Raw genomic sequence first — 22,980 nt, forward strand, 5'->3', positions numbered from 1 at the left:
ACTTCACCCTAGCCATTTGCCCTTATATACTGTGGCCTTCGTAAACTATTTTGGAATTATCTGGTGAAGTGGCTAAAACGTATTCTCATTGCCCTCTTTAGTTTAGCCTTACTCGGAGTAGGCGCTATTATTGCGGCATATTTTTATGTTTTACCTGACCTGCCTGATGTTACGACCCTTAAAACGGTTCAGCTGCAAACACCGCTGAAGATATACAGCCAGGACGGCAAGCTTATCTCTCAATACGGCGAAAAACGTCGTATTCCAATGAAACTTGAAGACGTACCCAAGCCATTGTTGCAGGCCTTCTTGGCCACCGAGGATGCACGTTTCTACGAACATCAGGGGATAGACCCCATTGGCATCATTCGTGCCGCCTTTGTGCTTGCTGCTACCGGAGAGAAAAAACAGGGCGCCAGTACCATCACCCAACAGGTGGCGCGCAACTTCTTTCTTACCAGAGACAAGACTATTATCCGCAAAGTGAAAGAAATCTTTATTTCTTTTCACATTGAGGAATTGCTCACAAAAGATGAAATCCTCGAGCTTTATGTAAACCGCATCTATTTGGGTCAGCGTGCATACGGTGTAGGCGCAGCGGCGCAGGTGTACTACGGCAAAGATCTGAAAGATTTGTCACTCGCCGAAATGGCCGTGATTGCCGGTCTCCCCAAGGCCCCATCAACACTGAACCCCATTACCTCCGCCGAACGAGCGCTCAATCGCCGTAATATTGTGTTGATGCGGATGCGCGAAGTGGGCTACATCAACGACAGCGAATACCAGCTGGCCATATCCGAACCCAACACCGCCTCTTATCATGGCGCTGAGATAGACCTGTATGTACCTTACGTCTCGGAAATGGCACGGGACTACATGATTCAAAAGTATGGCGAAGAAGAAGCCTATACAGGCGGTTATAGCGTATACACCACGGTAGATTCTGAACTACAGCTAAAAGCCCAGAAAGCGCTGCGTAACAACATATACGCCTATGACGAGCGCCATGGCTATCGTGGCGCAGCGGAGGTGCTTTGGAAAGAAGAGGCTCCCACAACAGATACCATTGTCAGTGCCCTGCAAAAAGTCGCATCTGTGCAGGAATTGGAGCCCGCAGCCGTCATCAATGTGCAGGAGCAACAGGCCACTGTCCTGCGAAATAACGGCGAAACTGTCACCCTGCCATGGCAAGGCATTCAGTGGGCGCGCAAATTTATCAGTGACACCCGTCAGGGTGCTGCACCCAAAACGGCCACCGATGTGCTGACGGCCGGCGAGCGTGTATGGATCCGCCACAATGGAGAAGACTGGCAATTATCCCAGGTTCCGGAAGTATCCAGCGCCATAGTGTCACTCGATCCCCACAATGGTGCTATCCGCGCCCTGGTGGGTGGTTATAGCTTCAGTCAGAGCCAGTTCAACCGGGTCATACAGGCCAAACGCCAGCTTGGTTCCAACATCAAGCCGTTTATCTACGCCGCCACCTTGGAAAAAGGCTATACCCTGGCAACGCTTATCAACAATGCCCCCATCAACAAACCTGATCTGAGCCAAGGCACGGCCTGGCGCCCCAAAAATTCGCCGGACACTTATACGGGTCCCACCCGTCTGCGGGTAGGCCTGGCGCAGTCGATTAACGTGATGGCGGTCCGAGCACTCCGCTACTCAGGCATAGATGCAACTGTTGAGCTATTGACCCGTTTTGGATTTGACCCCAATGATTTGCCACGCAATGAATCACTGGCACTGGGCTCTCCTTCAGTCACGCCGCTGCAGGTTGTCAGGGCCTTTAGCGTGTTCGCCAACGGTGGTTACCTGGTGGAACCTTTCTTTATCGACAGAGTCGAGTCTGCCACCGGCAACCTGATCGAAAAGACCCTGCCAGCATTGGCTTGCGAAGCACCAGTACCGGAAGAGATGCCTGAGGATACGGCGATCACCGAAGCCTCTGTGCCGCCAGCCATGCTGGATGCAACAATCGAAACAGGTACTTCAACTCAATGTGGCGATCCTGCAGCCCGCTACGCAAATCGGGTGATATCCGAGCAAAATGCTTTCCTTATCACCGAAGCGCTCAAGAGCGTGATTTGGGGTGGCGGAGACTTCAGTAAGGGCACTGGCTGGAACGGTACCGCATGGCGCGCTGCTCGCTTGCTGAAACGCCATGATATTGCAGGTAAAACGGGTACCACCAACGAGTCACGCGATACCTGGTTCAGTGGCTTTAATCCTGATTTGGTGACAACGGTTTGGGTGGGCTTTGACGACCATGGCCGCGAGCTTGGCCGTACTGCGTGGAACGCAAACGGCGCCAAAGACCAGATTTCCGGGGCGGAAGCGGGCGCGAAAACCGCAGGTCCAGCCTGGAACGAATTTATGTTTATGGCCCTTGCTGACACGCCAGAAAAACCCATGCCGGTCCCTGCAGGCATTGTCTCTGCCCGTATCGATTACAGCTCGGGCAAGCTGAGCCGCCGTACCGATTACACCAGCGGATTTGAATACTTTGCCGCAGGCACAGTGCCAACAGATTACGCCAATTCCGCAATCGCCGAAGACGACACCACGGCACCGGAAACCACGGCTGACGATCTGTTTCAGTAAGTGTTGCCTACATGAAAGAAGGGCCTTAGGGCCCTTTTTCATTACTGGAACAATGAATAAAGTCCTGCAGCAAGGCATTGCTTAACCACGCAAACTCACCCATTGGCGGAGTACCCTTTGGCGCTGATGTGACCAGGCGCAGGGGACTCGTTGCCAGGCACTTCCTGGCTCTGCCCAGATAACCGAGGGCAAGTGGCTCGAGCCGCCGCAGTGAAGCAGTTTGCTCTAAGTTGCTCCGAAAAGATTCTCTGTTAGTATATGTATAAATTCACAGTAATCCGGTGCCAAGGCATTGCAAAGACTGGATCTTGTTCCCGTAACCGAACTCAAGGGCGTGGCCGCCCGGGTGGCAGAAAAACTCAGTAAACTGGGGGTTAATACCGTCCAGGATTTACTGTTTCATCTGCCGCTGCGTTACGAAGACAGAACCCGCATCTATGCCATCAACGAGCTGATCCCAGGCACCACTGCCACCGTCGAAGCCGAAGTCATTTCCAGCCAAATCGTCAATGGTCGCAAGCGCATGCTCACCTGCAATGTGCGCGATGCCAGCGGCGGCCTGACCTTACGTTTTTTCAATTTTTCCATGGCGCAAAAGAATGGCTTGCAACCGGGGATGATGATCCGCGCCTTTGGGGAAATCCGCACCGGTAAGCATCAGCTGGAAATTATCCATCCGGAATACAAGCTGACCGCGCCTGGCGAGTCGCCGAGCCTGGCCGACACCCTGACGCCCATCTACCCCACCACCGAAGGCCTGAAGCAAGCCAGTTGGATAAGGCTCACCGAGCAGGCGCTGGAGCAATTGGAAGAAGGCGGTCTGCCGGAGCTGTTGCCGGAGTCGTTGCAGCCCAACCGTTTAAGCCTGGCCGATGCCGTGCGCACCCTGCATAGGCCCCCGGCAGATGCCGAACTATGGCAGTTGGAGCAGGGCCAGCACCCGGCGCAGCAGCGGCTGGTGCAGGAAGAGCTGCTGGCCCACAACTTAAGCATGCTGAAAATCCGCGAGCGCAGCAATCAGGACGCCGCCGAGCCGCTCGCCGCCACGAGTCAGCTTATCCCCCGCTTTCTTGAGAGTCTGCCATTTGCCCCAACCAACGCCCAGTCACGGGTAGTTGCAGAGATCCATGCCGACATGGCCAAAGCCACTCCCATGATGCGCCTGGTGCAGGGTGACGTGGGCTCGGGCAAAACCCTGGTCGCGGCGCTGTCGGCGCTGGCGGCCATCGAAAATGGCTGTCAGGTCGCCTTGATGGCACCCACAGAACTCCTGGCCGAGCAACACGCCGCCAACTTTGCCCGCTGGTTTGAGCCGCTGGGGCTTAAAGTCGGTTGGCTGGCCGGCAAGCTTAAAGGCAAGGCTCGCGCCCAAACGCTGGAAGATATCGCCTCAGGGGCGGCGCAGATGATAGTGGGCACTCACGCCATTTTTCAGGAGCAGGTGAGCTTCTCCCGCCTCGCCCTGACCATCATCGACGAGCAGCACCGTTTTGGCGTACACCAGCGCCTTGGGCTGCGCGAAAAAGGCATTCAGCAGGGCTTTTTCCCCCATCAGCTGATCATGACCGCCACCCCCATCCCACGCACATTGGCGATGACCGCCTATGCGGATCTCGACACCTCGATTATTGATGAGCTGCCGCCGGGGCGAACTCCCATCACCACGGTTGCCATTCCCGACACCCGCCGGCTGGATGTGATTGAGCGGGTGCGTCAGGCCGCCTTGCAGGACAAGCGTCAGGCCTATTGGGTGTGCACCCTGATTGAAGAGTCGGAAGTACTCGAATGTCAGGCCGCCGAAGACACCGCCGAGGGCCTGAAAGAGGTCTTGCCCGAGCTTGGCATAGGGCTGGTGCACGGCCGGATGAAGGGCGCCGAAAAGCAGGCCATTATGGCCGACTTCAAGGCAGGCAAGCTCGATTTACTGGTTGCCACCACGGTTATTGAAGTGGGCGTGGATGTTCCCAACGCCAGTTTGATGATCATCGAAAACCCTGAGCGGCTGGGGCTTGCCCAGCTGCATCAGCTGCGGGGCCGGGTTGGCCGCGGCGCGGTGGCCAGCCACTGCGTGCTGCTGTATAAGGCGCCGCTCAGCTTTACCGCCCAGGCGCGTCTCGGGGTGCTGCGGGAAAGTAACGACGGCTTTGTGATTGCCCAAAAAGATCTGGAGCTTCGTGGCCCCGGCGAAGTGCTGGGTACCCGCCAGACGGGGCTTGCGCAAATGAAGGTGGCCGATTTGGTGCGGGATCAGGCGCTTATTCCCCACATCCAGAAACTGGCACGTCATCTGATGAGCCAGGCCCCCGACAATGTGGATGCCATAATCGAGCGTTGGCTTGGCGGCCGCGAACAATACGTACAGGCTTAGTCGTCTGCATTAAATATTGTTTTTGTTCAGCCTTGGGCTATGGACATCGACCGGCGAACTGGGACAATGGATGTTTCACGGGTCAGTAGCAACAAGGAGCCAAGATGCAAGTCAATCCCGAAGACAGAATCACCCCGCAGGAAGAAACCTCCCAGCGCAGCAACCGTCTGTCGGCCCTGCTGATCCTGGCCCTGATTGCCATTGCCGCCGGCTTGTGGATGTATTTCACCCGTGCGCCCGAACCTGCTCCTGTGGTGGACGTGCCGACTGAAGCCCCTCAGCCCACGCCTCTGCCCGAACCTGTGGTGACGGAAATCGAACCCGAGCAGGAGCCTGAGGCCCAACCTCAACCACAACCTGTGACCAATACACCCGAAGAAGCAATACCTGAAGTCACTGTGGATCCCATTCCTGAGCTGGCAGAAAGCGATACTTTTGCTACCCAAAAAGCCATTGCATTGGCTGGTAGTCTGCCGGTCGAACCCATCATTGCCCAGCAGGATCTGGTACGCCACTTCGTGGTTTTTATGGATAATCTGGCCGAAGGCCAGCTGGCGCGTAAACAAAGCCCACTAAAGGGCCCCGAAGCGAAATTCACCGTCAGCGAAATCACCGCCAAGACCTATTTAAATCCCGACAGCTACAAGCGCTACGATTTGTATGCCAATTACATTGCCAATTTAAACGAGGAGAAGCTGCTGGAAACCTATGCCCAGATGACACCCATGCTGGAGCAGGCCTTCGATGAATTGGGTTACGGCAATGTCAGTTTCAAAGAACGCAGCCTCAAGGCTATCGACCAGCTGCTGGCAGCGCCCATCATCGAATCACCCATTGAGCTTGTCACCTTCAGCGTCAACTACAAGTTTGCCGACCCCGAGCTGGAAGCTCTGCCACCTGCGCAGAAACTCATGATACGTATGGGCCCGACAAACAGCCGCAAGGTAAAAGCCGCGCTTAAGAAACTGCGACCATTGTTGCAATAAATCCCCGTCATTTAACAACTTGCCCCCGGATACCATGCGGTCTCCGGGGGCTTCTGTTATCAGGGTGTTTTGATATAGAATATTCAGTCCAAAATAGACGGACTTAACAGTAAGCAGTCCGCAAAATCGAGCAATAACGATTCATGCCCAATGCGGCTCAAGTGATGGATAACTTACGGCGCCTGGCAACAGCGTCAGAGGCAATGCAGTGCATTTAACTTTCAGCGTGATGGCGTGGGGGGGATGGTCCCCGGCTTATCAAGACAGGGATAGCTGGGCCGCTTGGCAAAAATCGCTCTCAGACCCGAGCAGCACTGTTGCGCCTGCGCTGCCTCAGGTGCCGGCAATGCAGCGTCGTCGCTTCAGCCGTTTAAGCCGCATGATGCTCGATGTGGCCTTCCAGTGTGAACCCGTATCCCAGTGCCGCAGTGTGTTTGCCTCACGTCACGGCGAGCTGAATCGCACCATCGACCTGCTCCACAGTGTCATTGTCCGCGAGCCTTTATCCCCCATGGGTTTCAGCCAGTCGGTACACAACACCGCCAGCGGCCTGTTTGGCATTCTCAGCGAAAACCGCGCTGCCTCGACTTCAGTCGCCGCCGGCACCGAGAGCCTGTCGCAGGCGATGGTGGAAGCCTACGCCCAGCTGTGCGAAGACCCAAGCCCGCTGCTGCTGGTATTTGGTGATGATCCTGTGCCGCCCGTCTATAACGACTACACAGAAGAATTTGAACTGCCCTTGGCGCTGGGCATGATGCTGGCGCCAGAGTCTTGCGGCAAGCCGCAACTGACCTTGTCCAAAGGAGCCGAGCTCGAACCCATGAGCTACGGCCAGTTGCTGGCAAGCCTTGCCAAAGGTGAAAACTGCCGTGGCCACCTGTCCGGTTTCGACTGGAGCCTGAGTCATGACTGAGCACACCCAGAAGCTTGCGCGCCGCTCGCCCTGTCAGCACCGACTGACCGGGCTTGCCTATGTGCCGCGCTGGCTGGGTGGCATGCTGTGCTACATCTGTTTTGGCCTCGGCGGCCTGTTAAGCTCGCTGACCATCTTACCGCTGCTGAAATACTGGCCCGGCAAACCCGAGGTTCGCATCAAGCGAGTACAAAAAGCCGTGCACCTGATGTTTCGCGGTTTTGTGCACATGTTGTCGGCGGCGGGTGTGATAAAACTGGAAACCAAAGAGGTGGAGCGCCTCGCCAATGCCGAAGCCATGCTGGTGATTGCCAACCACCCCACCCTGATTGATGTGGTGGTGCTGATAAGCCTGATGCCCAACGCGGGCTGCATCGTAAAGCAGGGGCTTTGGCGCAACCCTTTTATGCGCGGCGTGGTGTCGGCGGCGGGTTATATTCCCAACCGCGGCGCCGAACTGCTGCTGGATGACTGCCGCGACGTACTTGGCCGCGGCACCAATCTGATTATCTTCCCCGAAGGCACCCGCACCGTGCTTGGCGAGCAGATAAACCCTTTTGCGCGCGGCGCGGCCAATATCGCCCTGCGTACCGGCAGCGACATACTTCCTGTGTTGCTGCACACCAAGCCCCCTGGCCTGACCAAACAGGACCCCTGGTGGGAAATTCCCCGGCGCACCATTGGCATGACGGTAGAGGTAGGAACGCCCATCTCCGCCATGGACTATAAGGCCGAGGAAGGAGGAGATGCCAGGATGGCGCGAATACTGACCAGGGATATGGAAAACTATTATAAACAAAGACTTGAAATAGAATTATGACATTACATGACCAAATCAAACAGCTGATCATCGACTGCCTCGACCTGGAAGATGTGACCATTGCTGATATAGAAACCGATGCGCCTCTGTTTGGCGACGGCCTGGGACTGGACTCCATCGATGCGCTCGAACTGGGTCTGGCCATTAAAAAGCAATTCGATGTGAAGATTGAAGCCAACTCAGACGCGACCAAGGCTCACTTCTACAGCGTGGCAACCCTTGCCAGCTTTATCGAATCTCAGCGTGGTCAGGAGTAAGGCTATGGACAATCGCGAGCAAATTCTTGAAAAGCTGACCACCATTCTGGTGGACGATTTTGAAATCGACGCCGATGCCATCAGCCTGGAAGCCAACCTGTATCAGGATCTGGATCTGGACAGCATCGATGCGGTGGATCTGGTGATCAAGCTGCAGCAACTCACCGGCAAAAAGATTAAGCCCGAAGAGTTCAAATCAGTGCGCACCGTGGAAGATGTGGTTAACGCCATCGAGGCTCTGGTTCAGGGCTGATGCGGGTTATTGAGGTATTGACGGCGGCGTTGCTGCTCGTCTACCCACTGGCGGTTTGGCTGGGGCTGAATTACCTGCCTCCCGGCGTGCTGGCAGGTATGCTGTGTCTGCTGCTATTGCTGCGGTTGGTGTTAAAGCGCCAGCAACTCAAAGCCATGGCACTGCCGCTGCTGGCCGGGGTACTGCTTACCGCCGGCAGCTTGCTGGCCAAGCGTCAGGATTGGCTGCTCTACTACCCGATAGTCATTAACCTGACCATGCTCGGGGTGTTCGGCCAGTCACTGCTGCGCGGTCCCAGCATGGTAGAGCGGCTGGCGCGCCTCGGCGAGGCGGACCTGCCCGACGAAGCCATACCTTATCTTCGCAGAGTCACGGCGCTTTGGTGCCTGCTCTTTGTGGTAAACGGCGGCATGGCCTTTTATACCGCCCACTTTACCAGCCTGGAAATCTGGACCCTGTACAACGGCCTGATTGCCTACATTCTGATGGGCATAATGGCTGGCGGGGAGTGGTTGTACCGCACCTTCATTCTGAAAAAAGGTGCCTGACATGTGGATAGCATCGCGATGACGTCTCTGCTCTACAACGCCCTGACACGCGGCCCGGCGGCTCAGCAGCTGATAAGCTTCAATCACCACGATATTCTTACCGGGGCGCTGTTTACCACCCAGGTGCATCATCTGTGGCAAACTCTCAGCCACAAGAGTGAACAGCGCTGGTTACTCTCCTGCGAAAGTTCCGACTTGTTCGCCATCGGTCTTTGCGCCGGTTTGCTGGCGGGCAAAGAGCTGGTACTGCCACCCAACACCCAAAGCGGCACCTTAAGTCAGCTCACCCAGAATTTCGATGCCGTGCTCTCGGATGTGCCCCTGTGTGAAGGCCACGACTGGGTTGCCCTGAAAAAAGAAACCGCCCAAACACCGGCCGCCTGGCCCGATACCACGCCCAGCGGCAGCCTGACTTTATACACCTCAGGCTCCAGCGGCGAGCCCAAGGCGGTGAAAAAGACCCTCGAACAGCTCGACGTCGAAGTCAGCACCCTCGAGACCACCTTTGCCGCCGCCCTGCCCCATTGCAGTGTTATTTCCACCGTTTCCCACCAGCATATCTATGGTTTGCTGTTTAAAATTCTCTGGCCACTGGCAGCCGGGCGACCGTTTTTAAGTGATTTGGTGGAATACCCAGAGACCCTGAGTTACTACACGGCGCTGCTGCCAAACCTGTGCCTTATCAGTAGCCCGGCGCAGTTAAGCCGCCTGCCGGACGCACTTGATAATGAGCGGCAATTTCACTCACCCAGCCTGGTGTTTTCATCGGGCGGCCCTTTGAGTGAAGACGCTGCCCGTGGCATCCAGAAGGTTTATGGCAGCCTGCCCATCGAGGTCTACGGCAGCACAGAGACCGGCGGCATTGGCTGGCGCAGACAAGCCTCTGCCGCCGAGGCATGGCAGGCCTTTCCCGGCATTGAGATAACCCGCGCCGACGATGGCGCCCTGCTGCTGCGCTCGCCTTATCTCGACAATCCCGCCGAGACCCTTCGCTGTGAAGATAAAATCGCCATCGATGACAATGGCCGTTTTGTGCTGCAAGGCCGGCTGGACAGGATTGTCAAAATTGAAGAAAAGCGCCTGTCGCTGGTGCAGATGGAAGCCCTGCTTGAGAGCCATCCGCTGGTGAGCCGCGCCGCGCTGGTGCTGCTGACTGAGCCCCGCACCCAGCTTGGCGCCGTGGTGGAGCTGTCAGACAAAGGCAAGGCACTGCTGGCCGAAGAGGGCAAACTTGCCCTCAACAACCAGCTGAAGGCGCATCTGTTAACCGAATTTGAGCGGGTCACCCTGCCAAGGCGCTGGCGTTACCCGGACGAGCTGCCACTGAATCCACAGGGCAAGCGCGTTCACCAAACTTTGATTGAGTTGTTCATCCATGATTAAGTCATTGCTGCCACAGGTTTTGGCGCGCGAAGAGACAGACACTGAACTGAGACTCAGGCTCGCCATCGATGCTGACCTGCCGTTTTTCGAGGGCCACTTCCCGGGGCAAAGCGTACTGCCGGGGGTGACTCAACTCGATTGGGCAGTGCGTTTTGGCTGCGAACATTTTGGTTATGATGCCAGCGTGGCAAGCCTTGAAGTGCTTAAGTTTCAGCAGCTGATACTGCCCGGCACCGAGGTGGATTTGCTGATAAGCAACAACACCGCCAAGGGCAAACTCACCTTCGCCTACAGCGATGGTGAGCGTCGCTTCGGCTCAGGCCGGATTGTGATTACCGCGCGCGGGGACTCTTGATGCGAGTCGCCATAGTCATCCCCAATTACAACCACACCCATGCCATCGAGCGCACCCTGGAAACACTGGAGCCTTTGGGGCTGCCGGTGTTTCTGGTCAACGATGGCAGCAACGAGGCCACCTGCCATCTGCTGATGGCCCTCGATGCCAAATACCCCTGGGTGACCCTGCTGCACCACCCCTTTAACCGGGGCAAGGGCGCGGCGGTGATGACCGGCCTGCGTGCCGCCTACAAAGCAGGCTTTACACACGCGCTGCAGGTGGATGCCGATGGCCAGCACACCCTCGATGATATTCCAAAACTGTTAAGCGCCGCCAACGAGCACCCGGATGCAGTGATTTCGGGACGGCCCCAGTATGATGACTCTGTGCCCAAGGGCCGCCTCTATGGCCGCTACATTACCCATTTCTGGGTGTGGGTCGAAACCCTGAGCTTCGATATTCAGGACAGCATGTGCGGTTTTCGGGTCTATCCGCTGGCCGCTACCGAAGCGCTGTTTTTAAGCGAGCAGCTTGGCGAGCGCATGGATTTTGATATCGAAGTGCTGGTGAAGCTCTACTGGCGCGGTGTCGATGTGGTGCATGTGCCCACGGCGGTGATTTACCCCGAGAACGGCGTCAGTCATTTTCAGGGCTTTGCCGACAACGTGCGCATCAGCGCCCTGCACACCAAACTCTTCTTTGGCATGCTCAAACGCCTGCCAAGCCTGCTTGGCCGCGGCAGAAAACAAACCCATTGGTCGTCCATCAGCGAGCGGGGCAGCTATTGGGGCATTAAGCTGCTGGCCGAAAGTTACCGCTTCGGCGGCCACTGGCTGTGCCGCGCCATCATGTACCCTGTGATTGCGTATTTCTTTATGACCGGCGGCGCTGCCCGCAAGGCGTCGATTGAGTTTCTGGAGCGGGTACAGGCGCTGGAGCCAAATCATCCCCAGCTTCAGCCACAGGTCGGTTGGCGCCATAGCCTCAGGCACTTTCTCGCCTTCGGCAATGCCGCCCTTGACCGTATCGATGCCTGGTGCGACCGGATTAAACTGAGCGAAGTCGATTTCCCCGAGCGGGCGCTGCTGGCAGACATGCTGGAGCGCGGCCAGGGCGGCGTGCTCCTGGTATCGCACCTTGGCAACCTCGAGCTTTGTCGGGCCATCTCCATCCACCAGCGCAAAGTCAAAGTGAACGTGATGGTGATGACCGCCAACGCCGAAAACTTTAACAAGGTGCTGAAGCAGCTCAACCCGGACAGCGACCTAAACCTCATTCATATCAATGAGCTGGACCCATCAACTTCCATCATGCTGGCAGACAAAATCGCCGCCGGCGAACTGGTGGTGATAGCAGGGGATCGCACCGCCAGCGGCAATGCAGGCCGGGTGGTGGAAGTACCTTTCCTTGGCGAAACCGCGCCTTTCCCACAAGGGCCCTTTATTCTGGCGAGCCTGCTGGACTGCCCGGTATTTCTGATGTTTTGCCTGCGGGAGCAGGGCCGCTATCGGGTGCATGTGGAGCCCTTTGCAGACACCCTCAAGGGCCCCAGAGCCGGCAGAAGTGAACGTATTCAAAACGCGGTGGTGCGCTATGCCGAAAGGCTTGAGCACTACGCCCGCAAAGAGCCACTGCAGTGGTTCAACTTCTTCGATTTTTGGCGCCGCGGCCAATGAGGCTTTGGGCCCGGGCAGACGCCACAGGAACGGTAAAATGACTAACCAATCAACTGAAATGAAAGAGACTGTTAAGTTTGGCTACGGCGCCCTGACCATAGAGCAGGTAGTCGCCATCGCCAAAGGTGCCAGGGTTGAACTGAGACGCGACCAGGAATACGTGGAATACATCCAGCGCGGCGCCCGCTTTATCGACAGTCTGCTGGCCGAAGAAGGCGTGGTCTACGGCGTCACCACGGGTTATGGCGACTCCTGCACTGTGACTGTAGGGCTGGATCTGGTGCACGAACTGCCGCTGCACCTGTCGCGCTTCCACGGCTGCGGCATGGGCCGCGAGTTGACGCCAATGCAGTCCCGCGCCGTGATGGCCTGCCGCCTGAATTCACTTGCCATCGGCAAGTCCGGCGTCAGTTTTGAGCTGCTTGAGCGCATCGAAACCCTGATTAATGAAGACATCTGCCCGGTTATCCCTGAAGAAGGCTCGGTGGGCGCCAGCGGCGATTTGACTCCGCTGTCTTATCTGGCCGGGGTACTGATTGGCGAGCGCGACGTGTTTTATCGCGGCGAACGTGTGCCCAGCAGCGAAGTGTTCCAGAAGCTGAATATCACCCCGCTGAAGCTGCGCCCGAAAGAGGGCCTGGCTTTGATGAACGGCACGGCGGTAATGACGGCGCTGGCGTGTCTTGCCTTTGATAGAGCCGACTACCTGACCCGCCTGTCGTCGCGCATAACCGCCATGGCATCCTTGACCCTCAAGGGCAACTCCAACCATTTCGACGACATCCTGTTTGCCGCCAAGCCCCATCCGGGCCAAAGCCAGGTAGCCACCTGGATCCGTGACGACCTCAATCACCACGAGCATCCACGCAACTCCGACCGGCTGCAGGACAGATATTCCATCCGCTGCGCACCCCACATCATAGGCGTGTTGGCCGACGCCCAGCCGATGCTGCGCCAGTTTATTGAGAACGAACTCAACAGCGCCAACGACAACCCGATTGTCGATGGCGAAGGCGAGCACATTCTCCACGGCGGCCACTTCTACGGCGGCCATATCGCCTTTGCCATGGACAGCCTCAAGAATCTGGTGGCGAACATCAGCGATCTGATCGATCGCCAGATGGCGCTGGTGATGGACCCCAAATTTAACAATGGCTTGCCAGCGAATCTCTCCGGCGCCGAAGGTGCCCGCCGCCCCATCAACCACGGCTTTAAGGCGGTGCAGATTGGCGTGTCGGCCTGGACCGCCGAAGCGCTCAAGCTGACCATGCCCGCCAGCGTGTTCTCCCGCTCCACCGAGTGCCACAACCAGGATAAAGTCAGCATGGGCACCATTGCCGCCCGCGACTGTTTGCGGGTGCTGGAGCTGACCGAGCAGGTGGCCGCGGCGGCATTGCTCGCCATGGCGCAGGGCATGCGCCTGCGCATCCGTCAGGGCGAGCTGTGTGAGTCGTCACTCACGGCGTCCGTGGCCAAGACCCTGGCCCAGGTCAGCGAGGCTTGCCCGCTGGTGACCGAAGACAGACCACTCGAAGCCACACTGCGCCAGACGCTGGCACGCATTCAGGCCGCCGAGTGGGAGGTGTGCCGATGAAATCTCTGCTTCACGCCGAGACGGAAATCATCATTCCCTTCCACGATGTGGATCCGATGCAGATCACCTGGCACGGTAACTACTTGCGTTACTTCGAAATTGTCCGCTGTGAACTCTTGGACAAACTCGACTACAACTACCGCCAGATGCAGGAATCCGGCTTTGCCTGGCCGATAGTGGATGTGCAGATAAAGTATGTTCGCAGCAGCACATTCGGGCAGAAAATTCGCGTCAGCGCCGATCTGGTGGAGTGGGAAAACCGCTTACGGATTAACTATCAGGTGCGGGATGCCGAAAGTGGCGAGCGGCTTACCAAGGGCTACACCATTCAAGCCGCTGTGGACATGAGCAATAACGAACTCTGCTTTGTCACGCCCGAGGTATTTCAGGCCAAAATTCGCCCACTGCTGGGCGAAGCAGACGCCTGAGCTTCGGCTGAAGCTCGCCATAATGTTTAACGCTGAGCGCATAAAGAGGTATCTATGGGGCTGATTGTTAAGTTTTGCATCGGAATACTGACATCCGTGCTGGTCTGGCTGCCTGTGCAGGCAGAAGACACAGCCCAGAACACCGACGTCAATCTCGGGGCGCTCAGCACTGCCCTTAAGCCACAGGGCGCGGTGCGCGGCGAGTTTGAACAGACCCGCACCCTCAAGGCGTTAAAGCGGCCGCTGGTCAGCCGCGGCAGTTTCGTGTTCTCGCCCGAGCAGGGGCTGATGTGGGCACAAAGCCAGCCCTTTGAAAATTTACTGATTTTAAGCGAAACCCGCATGCTGAGCCGCGACAGTGAAGGTCTGTGGCAGCAAACCGAGGTGGATGCCAAGGCGGGCCCAGCGACTTTAATGCCCATGCTGGTCAAGGCGATGATGGGCGGCGATGTGGCCAAATTGGCGCAGCATTTTTCGCTCACCTTAAACATGACAGACAATCGCTGGCAACTCAGCCTCACTCCAAAAGATGACGACATCAAGGCGCTGTTTGCGGCCATTGAGCTTGAGGGCAGTTTTGTCAGCGAGGCAAGCCCTGAAGGTACCGAGACGCGCACAAACAAAGCCAGCACAGACAGGCTGAAACTTATCAGCCCCAATGGCGATGTCAGCGATATCCGCTTCAGCAAGCAGCAAAGCGGGCCGCTGTCGGAGCAAGAGCGGCAGGCCTTTAGCCCACAAATTGAGTCGGGGCAATAAGTTAGATGGTGCTTGGGGGAAGCGAAATCACAGATAAGCCACAAACTGCAGGCCGCGCAGGGCTCAGGCTCGTGCTCTGGCTATTGTTGCTCGCCGCAGCCGTCGTTTTCGGCGTTAAAACCCTCAGTAACAGGGATGTGGTCGAAACCGACATTCTCGCCATGCTGCCCCATTTGCAGCAGGATGCCCTCACCAGCCGCGCACTTGACAGTCTCGAGACCCGGCTCGCCAACGAAAGCTATCTGGTGCTGACAGGCGAAGACAAAGCCGCAACCATCGAAGCCGCCAAGGCCATGATGGCCGAACTTGCCGCTTCCAGCGCGTTCGCATCGGTGCGCAGCGGCAGCGAACTGGACCCCAAAGAAATTTACCGGCTCTACTTTCCGGCTCGTTTTAATCTACTGACCGAATCACAACGCACGCTGCTGGAAAACGGCAAGCTCGATGTGCTCATCAAGCAGGCCGAAATCGCCCTCTACAGCGCCTTCGGTTTTGCCAGCAGCGAACTTATCAGCGAAGACCCCTTGTTGCTGTTTCCGGCGCTGATGCAGGGCTTTGGTAAAGGCCATCGCCTCGGTGAGGAAGACGGTATCTTACTTGGCAACTCAGGCGGTCAAACTGCCGCCATCATCATGGCCAAGGGCAAAGACAGCGTATTCAGCCCCAAAGCGCAGGAAGCGCAGCTCAGTGCCATCAATGCCGCCTTCACCAGGGTAAACCAGGGCATGCAGCTGAGCCTGCTTAAGGCCGGCGCCCTGTTCCACGCCCTTGAAGCCACCCAAAGCGCCAAGGCCGAGGTATCCCTGATTGGCTCACTGTCGCTGGCCGGCGTGGTGCTGCTGGTGCTACTGAGCTTCCGCTCACTGATGCCGCTGCTGATGGCAAGCCTTACCCTTGCCAGCGCCATGCTGAGCGCCAGCCTGTTCACCATCCTGATTTTCGGCAAATTACACTTGCTCACCTTGGTGTTTGGCACCTCGCTGATTGGCATTGCCATCGACTACAGTTTCCATTTTTATGCCGAGCGCATCGGCCGCAATGAGCGTGCAGGCCAAACGCTGAGCCGCATTCTGCCAGCACTGACGCTGGCACTGACCACCAGCGTGCTCGCCTATCTGGCGCTGGGCTTCACTCCTTTTCCGGGCATGCAGCAGGTTGCGGCCTTTTGCGGCGGCGGCCTTATTGGCGCATATCTGACTTTGTATCTTGCCTATCCGGCCCTGGCGGGTAGCCGTATTCAGGGCTCAGGTTCGGCCATCAAGCTGGCCTCTCGTTTTCTTTCGCCGTTCGAAGCCACAGGCCCCAAGGCGCTGGCCGTGGCAGGCCTGCTCATCCTTGTTGTTGGCACCGCTGGGCTTGGCAAGCTGCAAACCCGCGATGATATCCGCAGCCTGCAGCAGGGCTCAGACGCGCTGATGGCCGAAGAAGCCAAAGTTCGAACCCTGCTCTCGGGCGGAGTGGATAATCAGTTTTTGCTGGTGCGGGCCGAGTCGATGCAGGCGCTGCTCGAAAGACTCGAAGCCCTCGCGCCTGTACTCGCTCAGGCCGAGAAAGACCAACTGCTGCAAAGCCATGTGAACCTTGCCGATTACCTGCCATCCAGGGCGCGGCAGCTTGAGGACTATCGCCTGCAACAACAAATCTATGGCCCAAGGCTTGGTGACATAGTCGCGCGCTTGGGGCTGGAGCCTGAGCTCGAAGCAAAGCTTCGGGCCAAATACCAGGCCGGTGCCCAAACGCCCATCGAAGCGGATGCTTTTTTTGCCACTGCGCTGGGGGCAAGCCTCAAGCCGCTGCTGCTTGAACCCACGGCTAAAGATGCCAGCGCTCCAGAATCAGCGACCCTGGAATGGGGCGCCATGGTGCTGCTTGGCGGCATTCAGGACTTACCGGCACTTAACCAAGCGGTAGCGACTCTGCCGGGGGTAACCCTGGTAGATAAGGTGGGCGACATCTCCAAATTGATGGGAGAGTATCGCCAAACCACCCTGTGGCTGCTGGCGCTGGCACTCTTTATCGCCTTTGGGGTGTTTGCCCTGCGTCACCCCTGGAAACTTGCCGCAGCCATGGTGGCAGTACCGGCGCTGGCGGCACTGCTCAGCCTGTCGCAGCTGGGGCTGCTGGGTTCGCCACTGACTTTATTCCATGCACTGGCGCTGCTGCTGATATTTGGCATAGGCGTCGATTACAGCCTGTTTTTCGCCAAAGATGAAAACCGGGAGGATGGCCACAGAGTCATGCTGGCGGTGCTGTTGTCAGCCAGCTCTACCACCCTCGCCTTTGGTCTGCTGGCACTCAGTAACACCCCGGCAATACACTATTTTGGCCTCACGCTGGCCCTCGGGATTGGCTTTACCCTGCTGCTCTCGCCCCTCATTCACACGTTTAAAAGGAAACTGAACTAGATGCACTCTGGAAATAGCAAGCCGCTCGATATGGCTGTGGATGTTGTGATTATCGGCGCAGGCCCCTCCGGCGCTATTGCGGCCAGCCTGCTGCACAAGGCCGGTAAACGGGTGCTGGTGCTGGAGCGGCAACACTTCCCGCGCTTTTCCATTGGCGAGAGCCTGCTGCCCTGCTGCATGAACTTTATCGAAGAGGCCGGCATGCTGGAGGCGGTCAATGCCGCCGGTTTCCAATTCAAGAATGGCGCGGCGTTCCGTCGCAATGGTGCCTACACCACCTTCGACTTTACCGACAAGTTCACCGCTGGCCATGGCACCACCTTCCAGGTGCAGCGCGGTAACTTCGACAAGCTGCTGGCCGATACAGCCGAGGCCCAGGGCGTGGAAATCCGCTACGGCCACACGGTTGAGCGCATCGACATCAGTGGCAAGCCAAGCCTCTTTGTCAGCACTGAAGCGGGTGACAGCTATCAGGTCGAAGCCGAATTTATGTTGGATGCCAGTGGTTTTGGCCGGGTGCTGCCACGGCTTTTGGATCTGGAGCGCCCCTCTAATTTGCCGTCACGGATGGCGATTTTTACCCACGTCGAAGACAACATCAGCGATGCCAATTTCGACCGTAATAAGATTCTGATAAGCGTCCACCCAGAACACAAAGACATCTGGTATTGGCTGATCCCGTTCAGCAACGGCCGCTGCTCTCTGGGTGTCGTAGCCGAGCCCCATCTGCTGGCGCGCCTTGATGGCAGCCTGGAAGACAAACTGATGCAGGTGGTGCGCGAAGAGCCGGGCCTTAAAGCGCTGCTGAAAGATGCAGTGGTGGTGCAGCAGTGCGCCGAACTTAAAGGTTATTCGGCCAATGTAAGCCAGCTTGCCAGCGACAAGTTCGCCCTCCTTGGTAACGCAGGTGAGTTCCTCGACCCGGTGTTCTCCTCCGGGGTGACCATTGCCATGCAGTCCGCCTCTCTCGCCGCCCGCACCTTGCTTAAGCAACTGAATGGCGAACAGGTCGACTGGGAAAGCGAATATGCCAAGCCGCTGATGACAGGCGTGAACTGTTTTCGCACCTATGTGCAGGCCTGGTACGAAGGCACTTTCCAGGAAGTGATCTTCTTTGAAAATCCCAACCCCACCATCAAGCAAATGATCTGCTCTATCCTCGCCGGATACGCATGGGATACGGAAAACCCCTTCGTGAAAGAATCGCAAAGACGCCTGAATATGGTGGTAGAATTGTGCCGCGAGGCCAAGGCCGAAGCTCAAGGGATGGCTTAATGAAATTACGACTGCTGCTGACATGTTTCCTGCTTTTGGCCGCCACCGGCTGTACTCAGCTGTTGCTGCGCCAAACCTGTCTCGGCCTGTCCACCAATGTGAATTACTGTTTGGCCCCCCTCCCTGTACAGGCAAAGGAGCTAAAGGAGAATCCGGACGCCCCAAAGCCGCAACGGGCTCCCAAGGCACCCGCAACAACGCCAGCGCCAACACCGAAGAATCAGAGCCAGACCCAGAAAGTCAGCATAGAAATTAATGGCAAACGCCACGAACTCTTAAGCCAGCTCGAACTCGATGGCCAGCGCCTCTCGGTGGTAGGTTTGGCGCCCATGGGGCAACCGCTTTTTGACGTAAGTTTTGATGGCAACCAATTGAAAAGTGAGCAGAGTGTGCTGCTTGGTGACAATTTCCGGGCCGAGTACCTGATTGCCCTGCTGCAACTTATTTATTGGCCCGAACAGGAGCTCAATGCCGCCCTGTCGGGTGGGCAGGTGAGCGAACAAAGCTGCCCTCAGCGTCGATGCAGGATACTGACATCACCGGAAGATGGCGGCATAGTGCACATCAGTTACAGTCATCAGGAACCCTGGCTCGCCACGATAATACTCGAAATGCCTTCAGCCGGGATGAAGCTGAAAATAACCCCCCTGGCTTGACCCGGGCAGGTGCATTTTCAGTTGTAAAGTTTAGGAAGAAACACAGTGACTCAGATAGCCATCACAGACACAGGTTTATGCACTCCCCTTGGGATGAGTGCAGGCGAGATCCTGCCGCGCCTCCTTGCTGGGGACATCAGTGGTATGGTGCTGCGTGCCGACCTGCTGGCAACTGGCTCCACCCTGGTGGGCGAAGTAACACAAGATTTGCCGCAATTACCCGATGCCATGGCGCAATTTGACTGCCGAAACAACCAATTGTTGCTGGCCGCCGCCGAGCAGATCGCGCCCACGGTTGCCCGGGCTATCGCCAGTTTCGGCAAAAATCGCATCGGCGTGGTGCTCGGCACCTCCACCTCCGGCATTGCCAAGGGCGAAGAGGCCCTGGCCTACCACGCCGAGCACGGTGAATTTCCCGCCGATTATCATTACTTCCAGCAGGAGCTTGGCAGTACCAGCGACTTTCTGCGTCAGTACTTTGAACTCGATGGTCCCTGCTACACACTGTCAACCGCCTGCTCATCCAGCGCCAAGGTGTTTGCCAGCGCCAAGCGATTACTCAATGCCAAGCTGTGCGACATGGTGATTGTGGGCGGCGTCGACAGCCTTTGTCGTCTCACAGTCAACGGCTTCGATGCGCTGGAGTCTGTCTCCAAAGGCCACTGCAATCCCTTCAGTGCCAATCGCGATGGCATCAACATAGGTGAAGGCGCGGCGCTGTTTACCCTGGTTCGCGGCGACGGCCCGGTTTTGCTCAGCGGCTGCGGCGAGTCCGGCGATGCCCATCATATTTCAGCACCTCATCCAGAAGGACGCGGCGCCATCGATGCCATGGGCGCAGCACTCAAAGACGCAGGCCTTAAGCCATCCGACATCGATTACATTAACCTGCACGGCACCGCCACGCCGAAAAACGACGCCATGGAAAGCCGCGCGGTTTGTGCCGTATTTGAAGGCCATTTGCCACCCTGCAGCTCCACCAAGCCGCTTACCGGCCATGCTCTCGGCGCCGCCGGTGCCATTGAAGCCGCCTTTTGCGTGCTGCTGTTAAGCGAAGGCAATCGCAGCCTGCCACCTCAGGTGTGGGACGGCATAGCCGACACCAACGATCCACAGTTACCGCTGGTGCCTATGCCTTCCAGCAAGCCCCAGGCAAACCAAGGCCCCATTCGCCATGTGATGAGCAACTCCTTTGCCTTTGGCGGCAGCAATGCCAGTTTGATTTTCAGCCGTGGAGGCCTGCATGACTGACAAGCTTTGGGATGGCGCGCCGCTTTCCAGCATCGACGTGGAAACCTTTTTGCCCCATCGCCGCCCCATGGTGCTGATTGACGAGGTGCTGGAGCACGGCCACGATAGCCTGCTTACCGCCACCCATATCAGCGACGCAAGCCCCTATTTTGATGAGGCGCTGGGCGGCGTGCCCAACTATGTGGGCATAGAGTACATGGCCCAGAGCATTGCGGCGCTCGCCGGGGTCGAAGCCACCCTGCGTGGCGAACCCATTCAGGTCGGTTTTTTGCTGGGGTCGCGCAAGCTGTCCATGCCACTTGCAGTGTTTGCAAAGGGCGAAACCTACACCACTGAAGTGAAACGCCTTTATCAGGAAGACACCGGCCTTGCGGTATTCGACTGCCGCATTTTCCATGGCGCCACTATGGTCGCCGAGGCCAACGTCAATGTGTTCCAGCCTCAGGACACAGACGCCTATATTCGTGAGAGCCAAGGCTCTTCTACCAGTATCTAGCACAGGAGCATAACAATGACTAAAAGAGTCCTGGTGACAGGTTCCAGCCGCGGCATTGGCAAGGCCATTGCCCTGCGCCTTGCATCTCAAGGCTATGATATTGCAGTGCATTACCACTCAAACCTGAATGCTGCCGAAGCAACATCAAGCGAGATTGCCGCCCTTGGCGTGAAGGTCAGCCTGCTGAAATTTGATGTGGCCGACCGAGCAGCCGTGCGCGCCGCCATTGAAGCCGATATCGACACAAGCGGCGCCTACTATGGCGTGGTGCTCAATGCCGGCATCAACCGCGACACCGCCTTTCCGGCCATGACCGATGATGAGTGGGACAGCGTTATTCACACCAACCTCGACGGTTTTTACAACGTGGTGCAGCCCACTGTGATGCCGATGATCCAAAGCCGTAAGGGCGGGCGCATCATCACTTTGGCATCTGTATCCGGCATTGCCGGAAACCGTGGTCAGGTAAACTACAGTGCCTCCAAGGCCGGGCTTATCGGCGCCACCAAGGCGCTGTCGCTGGAGCTCGCCAAGCGCAAGATCACCGTTAACTGCATCGCCCCCGGCCTGATTGAAACCGACATGGTAAGCGAATTCCCCACCGACATGGTCGACCAGCTGGTGCCGATGCGCCGCATGGGCAAGCCGGAAGAAATCGCCGCACTGGCGGGATTCTTGATGTCCGATGATGCCGCCTACATCACCCGTCAGGTGATTTCGGTGAACGGAGGCATGCTGTGAGCCGCCGGGTTGTGGTCACAGGCTTTGGCGGCATCAGCAGCCTCGGCCATGACTGGTCATCGATTGCGGCAAGCCTTAAGGCCATGCAAAACAAGGTGGCATGCATGGACGAGTGGGACAGGTTCGATAACCTCAACACCCGTCTGGCCGCGCCTGTGACCGACTTTACCGTGCCAGCCCACTATTCGCGCAAAAAAATCCGCTCCATGGGGCGGGTGTCTTTGATGGCAACCCGGGCCAGTGAACTGGCGCTGGAGGATGCAGGCCTGCTTGGCAGCGACTTTCTGACCTCAGGCGAAGTGGGCATAGCCTACGGCTCGTCCACCGGCAGCACCGATCCCCTGATTGGCTTTGGCCGCATGCTCGACAGCGGCGATATGTCCGGCATAGATGCCACCAGCTACATTCGCATGATGGCCCACACCACGGCGGTCAACGTGGGGGTGTATTTCGGTCTTCAAGGCCGCATTCATACCACTTCCAGTGCCTGCACCTCTGGCAGCCAGGGCATAGGTTACGCCTATGAAGCCATCAAGTACGGCATGCAAACCGCCATGCTGGCCGGTGGCGGCGAAGAACTTTGCCCCAGCGAAGCCGTGGTGTTCGACACCCTGTTTGCCACCAGCACCCAAAACGCCACCCCTGAGCTGACGCCGAGGCCATTCGATAAACACAGAGATGGCCTGGTAATAGGTGAAGGCGCCTGCACCCTGGTGCTGGAAGAGCTGGAACACGCCCGGGCCCGCGGCGCCCATATTTATGCCGAACTCATTGGCTTTGGCACCAACAGCGACGGCCTGCACGTGACACAGCCCAATGCGACCACCATGGAAGGGGCAATCCGTCTGGCGCTGAAAGATGCCGCGCTGGACGCCGATGCCATAGGCTATGTGAACGCCCACGGCACCGCCACCGACAGGGGCGATGTGGCCGAAACCCGTGCCACCTCCGCCGTGTTCGGCAGCCGTATGCCTATTTCGTCACTGAAGAGTTACACAGGCCACACCCTGGGTGCCTGCGGCGCACTGGAAGCCTGGTGCAGCATTATGATGATGAATGAGGGCTGGTTCGCGCCCACCATCAATCTTGAACAAATCGACCCCGACTGCGGTGAGCTCGACTATATCCGTGGCGAACTGCGCCAGCTTGAAACGGACTATGTGATGAGCAATAACTTCGCCTTCGGCGGCATCAATACCTCACTGATTTTTAAACGCTGGCGGGCATAGA

At 57.5% G+C, this 22,980-nt stretch carries 21 protein-coding genes; all 21 read left to right on the top strand.

The window, feature by feature from the left end; translation table 11 throughout:
• The first annotated feature begins 63 nt into the window (after window positions 1–63).
• Window positions 64–2,604 (top strand): penicillin-binding protein 1A, encoded by a 2,541-nt coding sequence (locus K0H63_RS18465; RefSeq protein ID WP_220065940.1) that lies wholly within the window; start codon window positions 64–66, stop codon window positions 2,602–2,604.
• Between the two features lie 292 nt (window positions 2,605–2,896).
• Window positions 2,897–4,972: an ATP-dependent DNA helicase RecG gene (gene recG, locus K0H63_RS18470; RefSeq protein WP_220065941.1), complete on the top strand. Its 2,076-nt coding sequence runs from the start codon at window positions 2,897–2,899 to the stop codon at window positions 4,970–4,972.
• 104 nt (window positions 4,973–5,076) lie between these two features.
• Window positions 5,077–5,958 carry a DUF3014 domain-containing protein gene (locus tag K0H63_RS18475; protein ID WP_220065942.1) on the top strand — a complete coding sequence of 294 codons (882 nt, stop codon included), beginning with the start codon at window positions 5,077–5,079 and terminating at the stop codon, window positions 5,956–5,958.
• A 208-nt stretch (window positions 5,959–6,166) separates the two neighbouring features.
• A complete protein-coding gene (locus K0H63_RS18480; protein ID WP_220065943.1) occupies window positions 6,167–6,871 on the top strand; it encodes a beta-ketoacyl synthase chain length factor in 705 nt (234 codons plus the stop codon).
• Window positions 6,864–7,691: a lysophospholipid acyltransferase family protein gene (locus tag K0H63_RS18485; protein WP_126168557.1), complete on the top strand. Its 828-nt coding sequence runs from the start codon at window positions 6,864–6,866 to the stop codon at window positions 7,689–7,691. The genes K0H63_RS18480 and K0H63_RS18485 overlap by 8 nt, the downstream gene beginning before the upstream one ends.
• Window positions 7,688–7,948: a phosphopantetheine-binding protein gene (locus tag K0H63_RS18490; protein WP_011761486.1), complete on the top strand. Its 261-nt coding sequence runs from the start codon at window positions 7,688–7,690 to the stop codon at window positions 7,946–7,948. Before K0H63_RS18485 ends, K0H63_RS18490 begins: the two co-directional genes overlap by 4 nt.
• Before the next feature lie 4 nt (window positions 7,949–7,952).
• The gene (locus K0H63_RS18495; RefSeq protein ID WP_126168558.1) at window positions 7,953–8,201 is read left to right on the top strand and encodes an acyl carrier protein; all 249 of its coding nucleotides are present in this window, start codon (window positions 7,953–7,955) and stop codon (window positions 8,199–8,201) included.
• Window positions 8,201–8,749: a COG4648 family protein gene (locus K0H63_RS18500; RefSeq protein WP_220065944.1), complete on the top strand. Its 549-nt coding sequence runs from the start codon at window positions 8,201–8,203 to the stop codon at window positions 8,747–8,749. The genes K0H63_RS18495 and K0H63_RS18500 overlap by 1 nt, the downstream gene beginning before the upstream one ends.
• An 18-nt stretch (window positions 8,750–8,767) precedes the next feature.
• The gene (locus K0H63_RS18505; RefSeq protein ID WP_220065945.1) at window positions 8,768–10,132 is read left to right on the top strand and encodes an AMP-binding protein; all 1,365 of its coding nucleotides are present in this window, start codon (window positions 8,768–8,770) and stop codon (window positions 10,130–10,132) included.
• Window positions 10,125–10,487 (top strand): ApeI family dehydratase, encoded by a 363-nt coding sequence (locus K0H63_RS18510; protein WP_220065946.1) that lies wholly within the window; start codon window positions 10,125–10,127, stop codon window positions 10,485–10,487. The genes K0H63_RS18505 and K0H63_RS18510 overlap by 8 nt, the downstream gene beginning before the upstream one ends.
• Window positions 10,487–12,145, top strand: coding sequence for a glycosyltransferase family 2 protein (locus K0H63_RS18515; protein ID WP_220065947.1), 1,659 nt, complete (start codon window positions 10,487–10,489; stop codon window positions 12,143–12,145). Before K0H63_RS18510 ends, K0H63_RS18515 begins: the two co-directional genes overlap by 1 nt.
• A 37-nt stretch (window positions 12,146–12,182) precedes the next feature.
• A complete protein-coding gene (locus K0H63_RS18520; RefSeq protein WP_220065948.1) occupies window positions 12,183–13,739 on the top strand; it encodes an HAL/PAL/TAL family ammonia-lyase in 1,557 nt (518 codons plus the stop codon).
• Window positions 13,736–14,167 carry an acyl-CoA thioesterase gene (locus K0H63_RS18525; RefSeq protein ID WP_220065949.1) on the top strand — a complete coding sequence of 144 codons (432 nt, stop codon included), beginning with the start codon at window positions 13,736–13,738 and terminating at the stop codon, window positions 14,165–14,167. Before K0H63_RS18520 ends, K0H63_RS18525 begins: the two co-directional genes overlap by 4 nt.
• Window positions 14,168–14,221: 54 nt before the next feature.
• A complete protein-coding gene (locus tag K0H63_RS18530; RefSeq protein WP_220065950.1) occupies window positions 14,222–14,926 on the top strand; it encodes an outer membrane lipoprotein carrier protein LolA in 705 nt (234 codons plus the stop codon).
• 5 nt (window positions 14,927–14,931) lie between these two features.
• Window positions 14,932–17,331, top strand: coding sequence for an MMPL family transporter (locus K0H63_RS18535; protein ID WP_220065951.1), 2,400 nt, complete (start codon window positions 14,932–14,934; stop codon window positions 17,329–17,331).
• Window positions 17,332–18,606 (top strand): NAD(P)/FAD-dependent oxidoreductase, encoded by a 1,275-nt coding sequence (locus K0H63_RS18540; RefSeq protein WP_220065952.1) that lies wholly within the window; start codon window positions 17,332–17,334, stop codon window positions 18,604–18,606.
• Window positions 18,606–19,262 carry a DUF3261 domain-containing protein gene (locus tag K0H63_RS18545; RefSeq protein WP_220065953.1) on the top strand — a complete coding sequence of 219 codons (657 nt, stop codon included), beginning with the start codon at window positions 18,606–18,608 and terminating at the stop codon, window positions 19,260–19,262. The genes K0H63_RS18540 and K0H63_RS18545 overlap by 1 nt, the downstream gene beginning before the upstream one ends.
• A gap of 93 nt (window positions 19,263–19,355) precedes the next feature.
• On the top strand, window positions 19,356–20,513 hold the full coding sequence (locus K0H63_RS18550) for a beta-ketoacyl-[acyl-carrier-protein] synthase family protein (RefSeq protein WP_258405727.1): 1,158 nt from the start codon (window positions 19,356–19,358) through the stop codon (window positions 20,511–20,513).
• Complete coding sequence (locus tag K0H63_RS18555; protein ID WP_220065955.1) at window positions 20,506–21,009, top strand: hotdog family protein; 504 nt, start codon at window positions 20,506–20,508, stop codon at window positions 21,007–21,009. Before K0H63_RS18550 ends, K0H63_RS18555 begins: the two co-directional genes overlap by 8 nt.
• A 15-nt stretch (window positions 21,010–21,024) precedes the next feature.
• A complete protein-coding gene (locus tag K0H63_RS18560) occupies window positions 21,025–21,750 on the top strand; it encodes a 3-ketoacyl-ACP reductase FabG2 (protein WP_220065956.1) in 726 nt (241 codons plus the stop codon).
• Window positions 21,747–22,979, top strand: a complete 1,233-nt coding sequence (locus K0H63_RS18565; protein WP_220065957.1) for a beta-ketoacyl-ACP synthase — start codon at window positions 21,747–21,749, stop codon at window positions 22,977–22,979. The genes K0H63_RS18560 and K0H63_RS18565 overlap by 4 nt, the downstream gene beginning before the upstream one ends.
• Window position 22,980: the final 1 nt, after the last annotated feature.

Source organism: Shewanella zhangzhouensis, assembly GCF_019457615.1.
Taxonomy (GTDB): Bacteria; Pseudomonadota; Gammaproteobacteria; order Enterobacterales; family Shewanellaceae; genus Shewanella; species Shewanella zhangzhouensis.

What these genes read in the sequence shown, in the direction of transcription:
- K0H63_RS18475 (WP_220065942.1), top strand. Translation starts at nt 5,077, where the DNA reads ATGCAAGTCAATCCCGAAGACAGAATCACCCCGCAGGAAGAAACCTCC.
- K0H63_RS18485 (WP_126168557.1), top strand. Translation starts at nt 6,864, where the DNA reads ATGACTGAGCACACCCAGAAGCTTGCGCGCCGCTCGCCCTGTCAGCAC.
- K0H63_RS18490 (WP_011761486.1), top strand. Translation starts at nt 7,688, where the DNA reads ATGACATTACATGACCAAATCAAACAGCTGATCATCGACTGCCTCGAC.
- K0H63_RS18495 (WP_126168558.1), top strand. Translation starts at nt 7,953, where the DNA reads ATGGACAATCGCGAGCAAATTCTTGAAAAGCTGACCACCATTCTGGTG.
- K0H63_RS18500 (WP_220065944.1), top strand. Translation starts at nt 8,201, where the DNA reads ATGCGGGTTATTGAGGTATTGACGGCGGCGTTGCTGCTCGTCTACCCA.
- K0H63_RS18505 (WP_220065945.1), top strand. Translation starts at nt 8,768, where the DNA reads ATGACGTCTCTGCTCTACAACGCCCTGACACGCGGCCCGGCGGCTCAG.
- K0H63_RS18510 (WP_220065946.1), top strand. Translation starts at nt 10,125, where the DNA reads ATGATTAAGTCATTGCTGCCACAGGTTTTGGCGCGCGAAGAGACAGAC.
- K0H63_RS18515 (WP_220065947.1), top strand. Translation starts at nt 10,487, where the DNA reads ATGCGAGTCGCCATAGTCATCCCCAATTACAACCACACCCATGCCATC.
- K0H63_RS18520 (WP_220065948.1), top strand. Translation starts at nt 12,183, where the DNA reads ATGACTAACCAATCAACTGAAATGAAAGAGACTGTTAAGTTTGGCTAC.
- K0H63_RS18525 (WP_220065949.1), top strand. Translation starts at nt 13,736, where the DNA reads ATGAAATCTCTGCTTCACGCCGAGACGGAAATCATCATTCCCTTCCAC.
- K0H63_RS18530 (WP_220065950.1), top strand. Translation starts at nt 14,222, where the DNA reads ATGGGGCTGATTGTTAAGTTTTGCATCGGAATACTGACATCCGTGCTG.
- K0H63_RS18535 (WP_220065951.1), top strand. Translation starts at nt 14,932, where the DNA reads ATGGTGCTTGGGGGAAGCGAAATCACAGATAAGCCACAAACTGCAGGC.
- K0H63_RS18540 (WP_220065952.1), top strand. Translation starts at nt 17,332, where the DNA reads ATGCACTCTGGAAATAGCAAGCCGCTCGATATGGCTGTGGATGTTGTG.
- K0H63_RS18545 (WP_220065953.1), top strand. Translation starts at nt 18,606, where the DNA reads ATGAAATTACGACTGCTGCTGACATGTTTCCTGCTTTTGGCCGCCACC.
- K0H63_RS18550 (WP_258405727.1), top strand. Translation starts at nt 19,356, where the DNA reads ATGAGTGCAGGCGAGATCCTGCCGCGCCTCCTTGCTGGGGACATCAGT.
- K0H63_RS18555 (WP_220065955.1), top strand. Translation starts at nt 20,506, where the DNA reads ATGACTGACAAGCTTTGGGATGGCGCGCCGCTTTCCAGCATCGACGTG.
- K0H63_RS18560 (WP_220065956.1), top strand. Translation starts at nt 21,025, where the DNA reads ATGACTAAAAGAGTCCTGGTGACAGGTTCCAGCCGCGGCATTGGCAAG.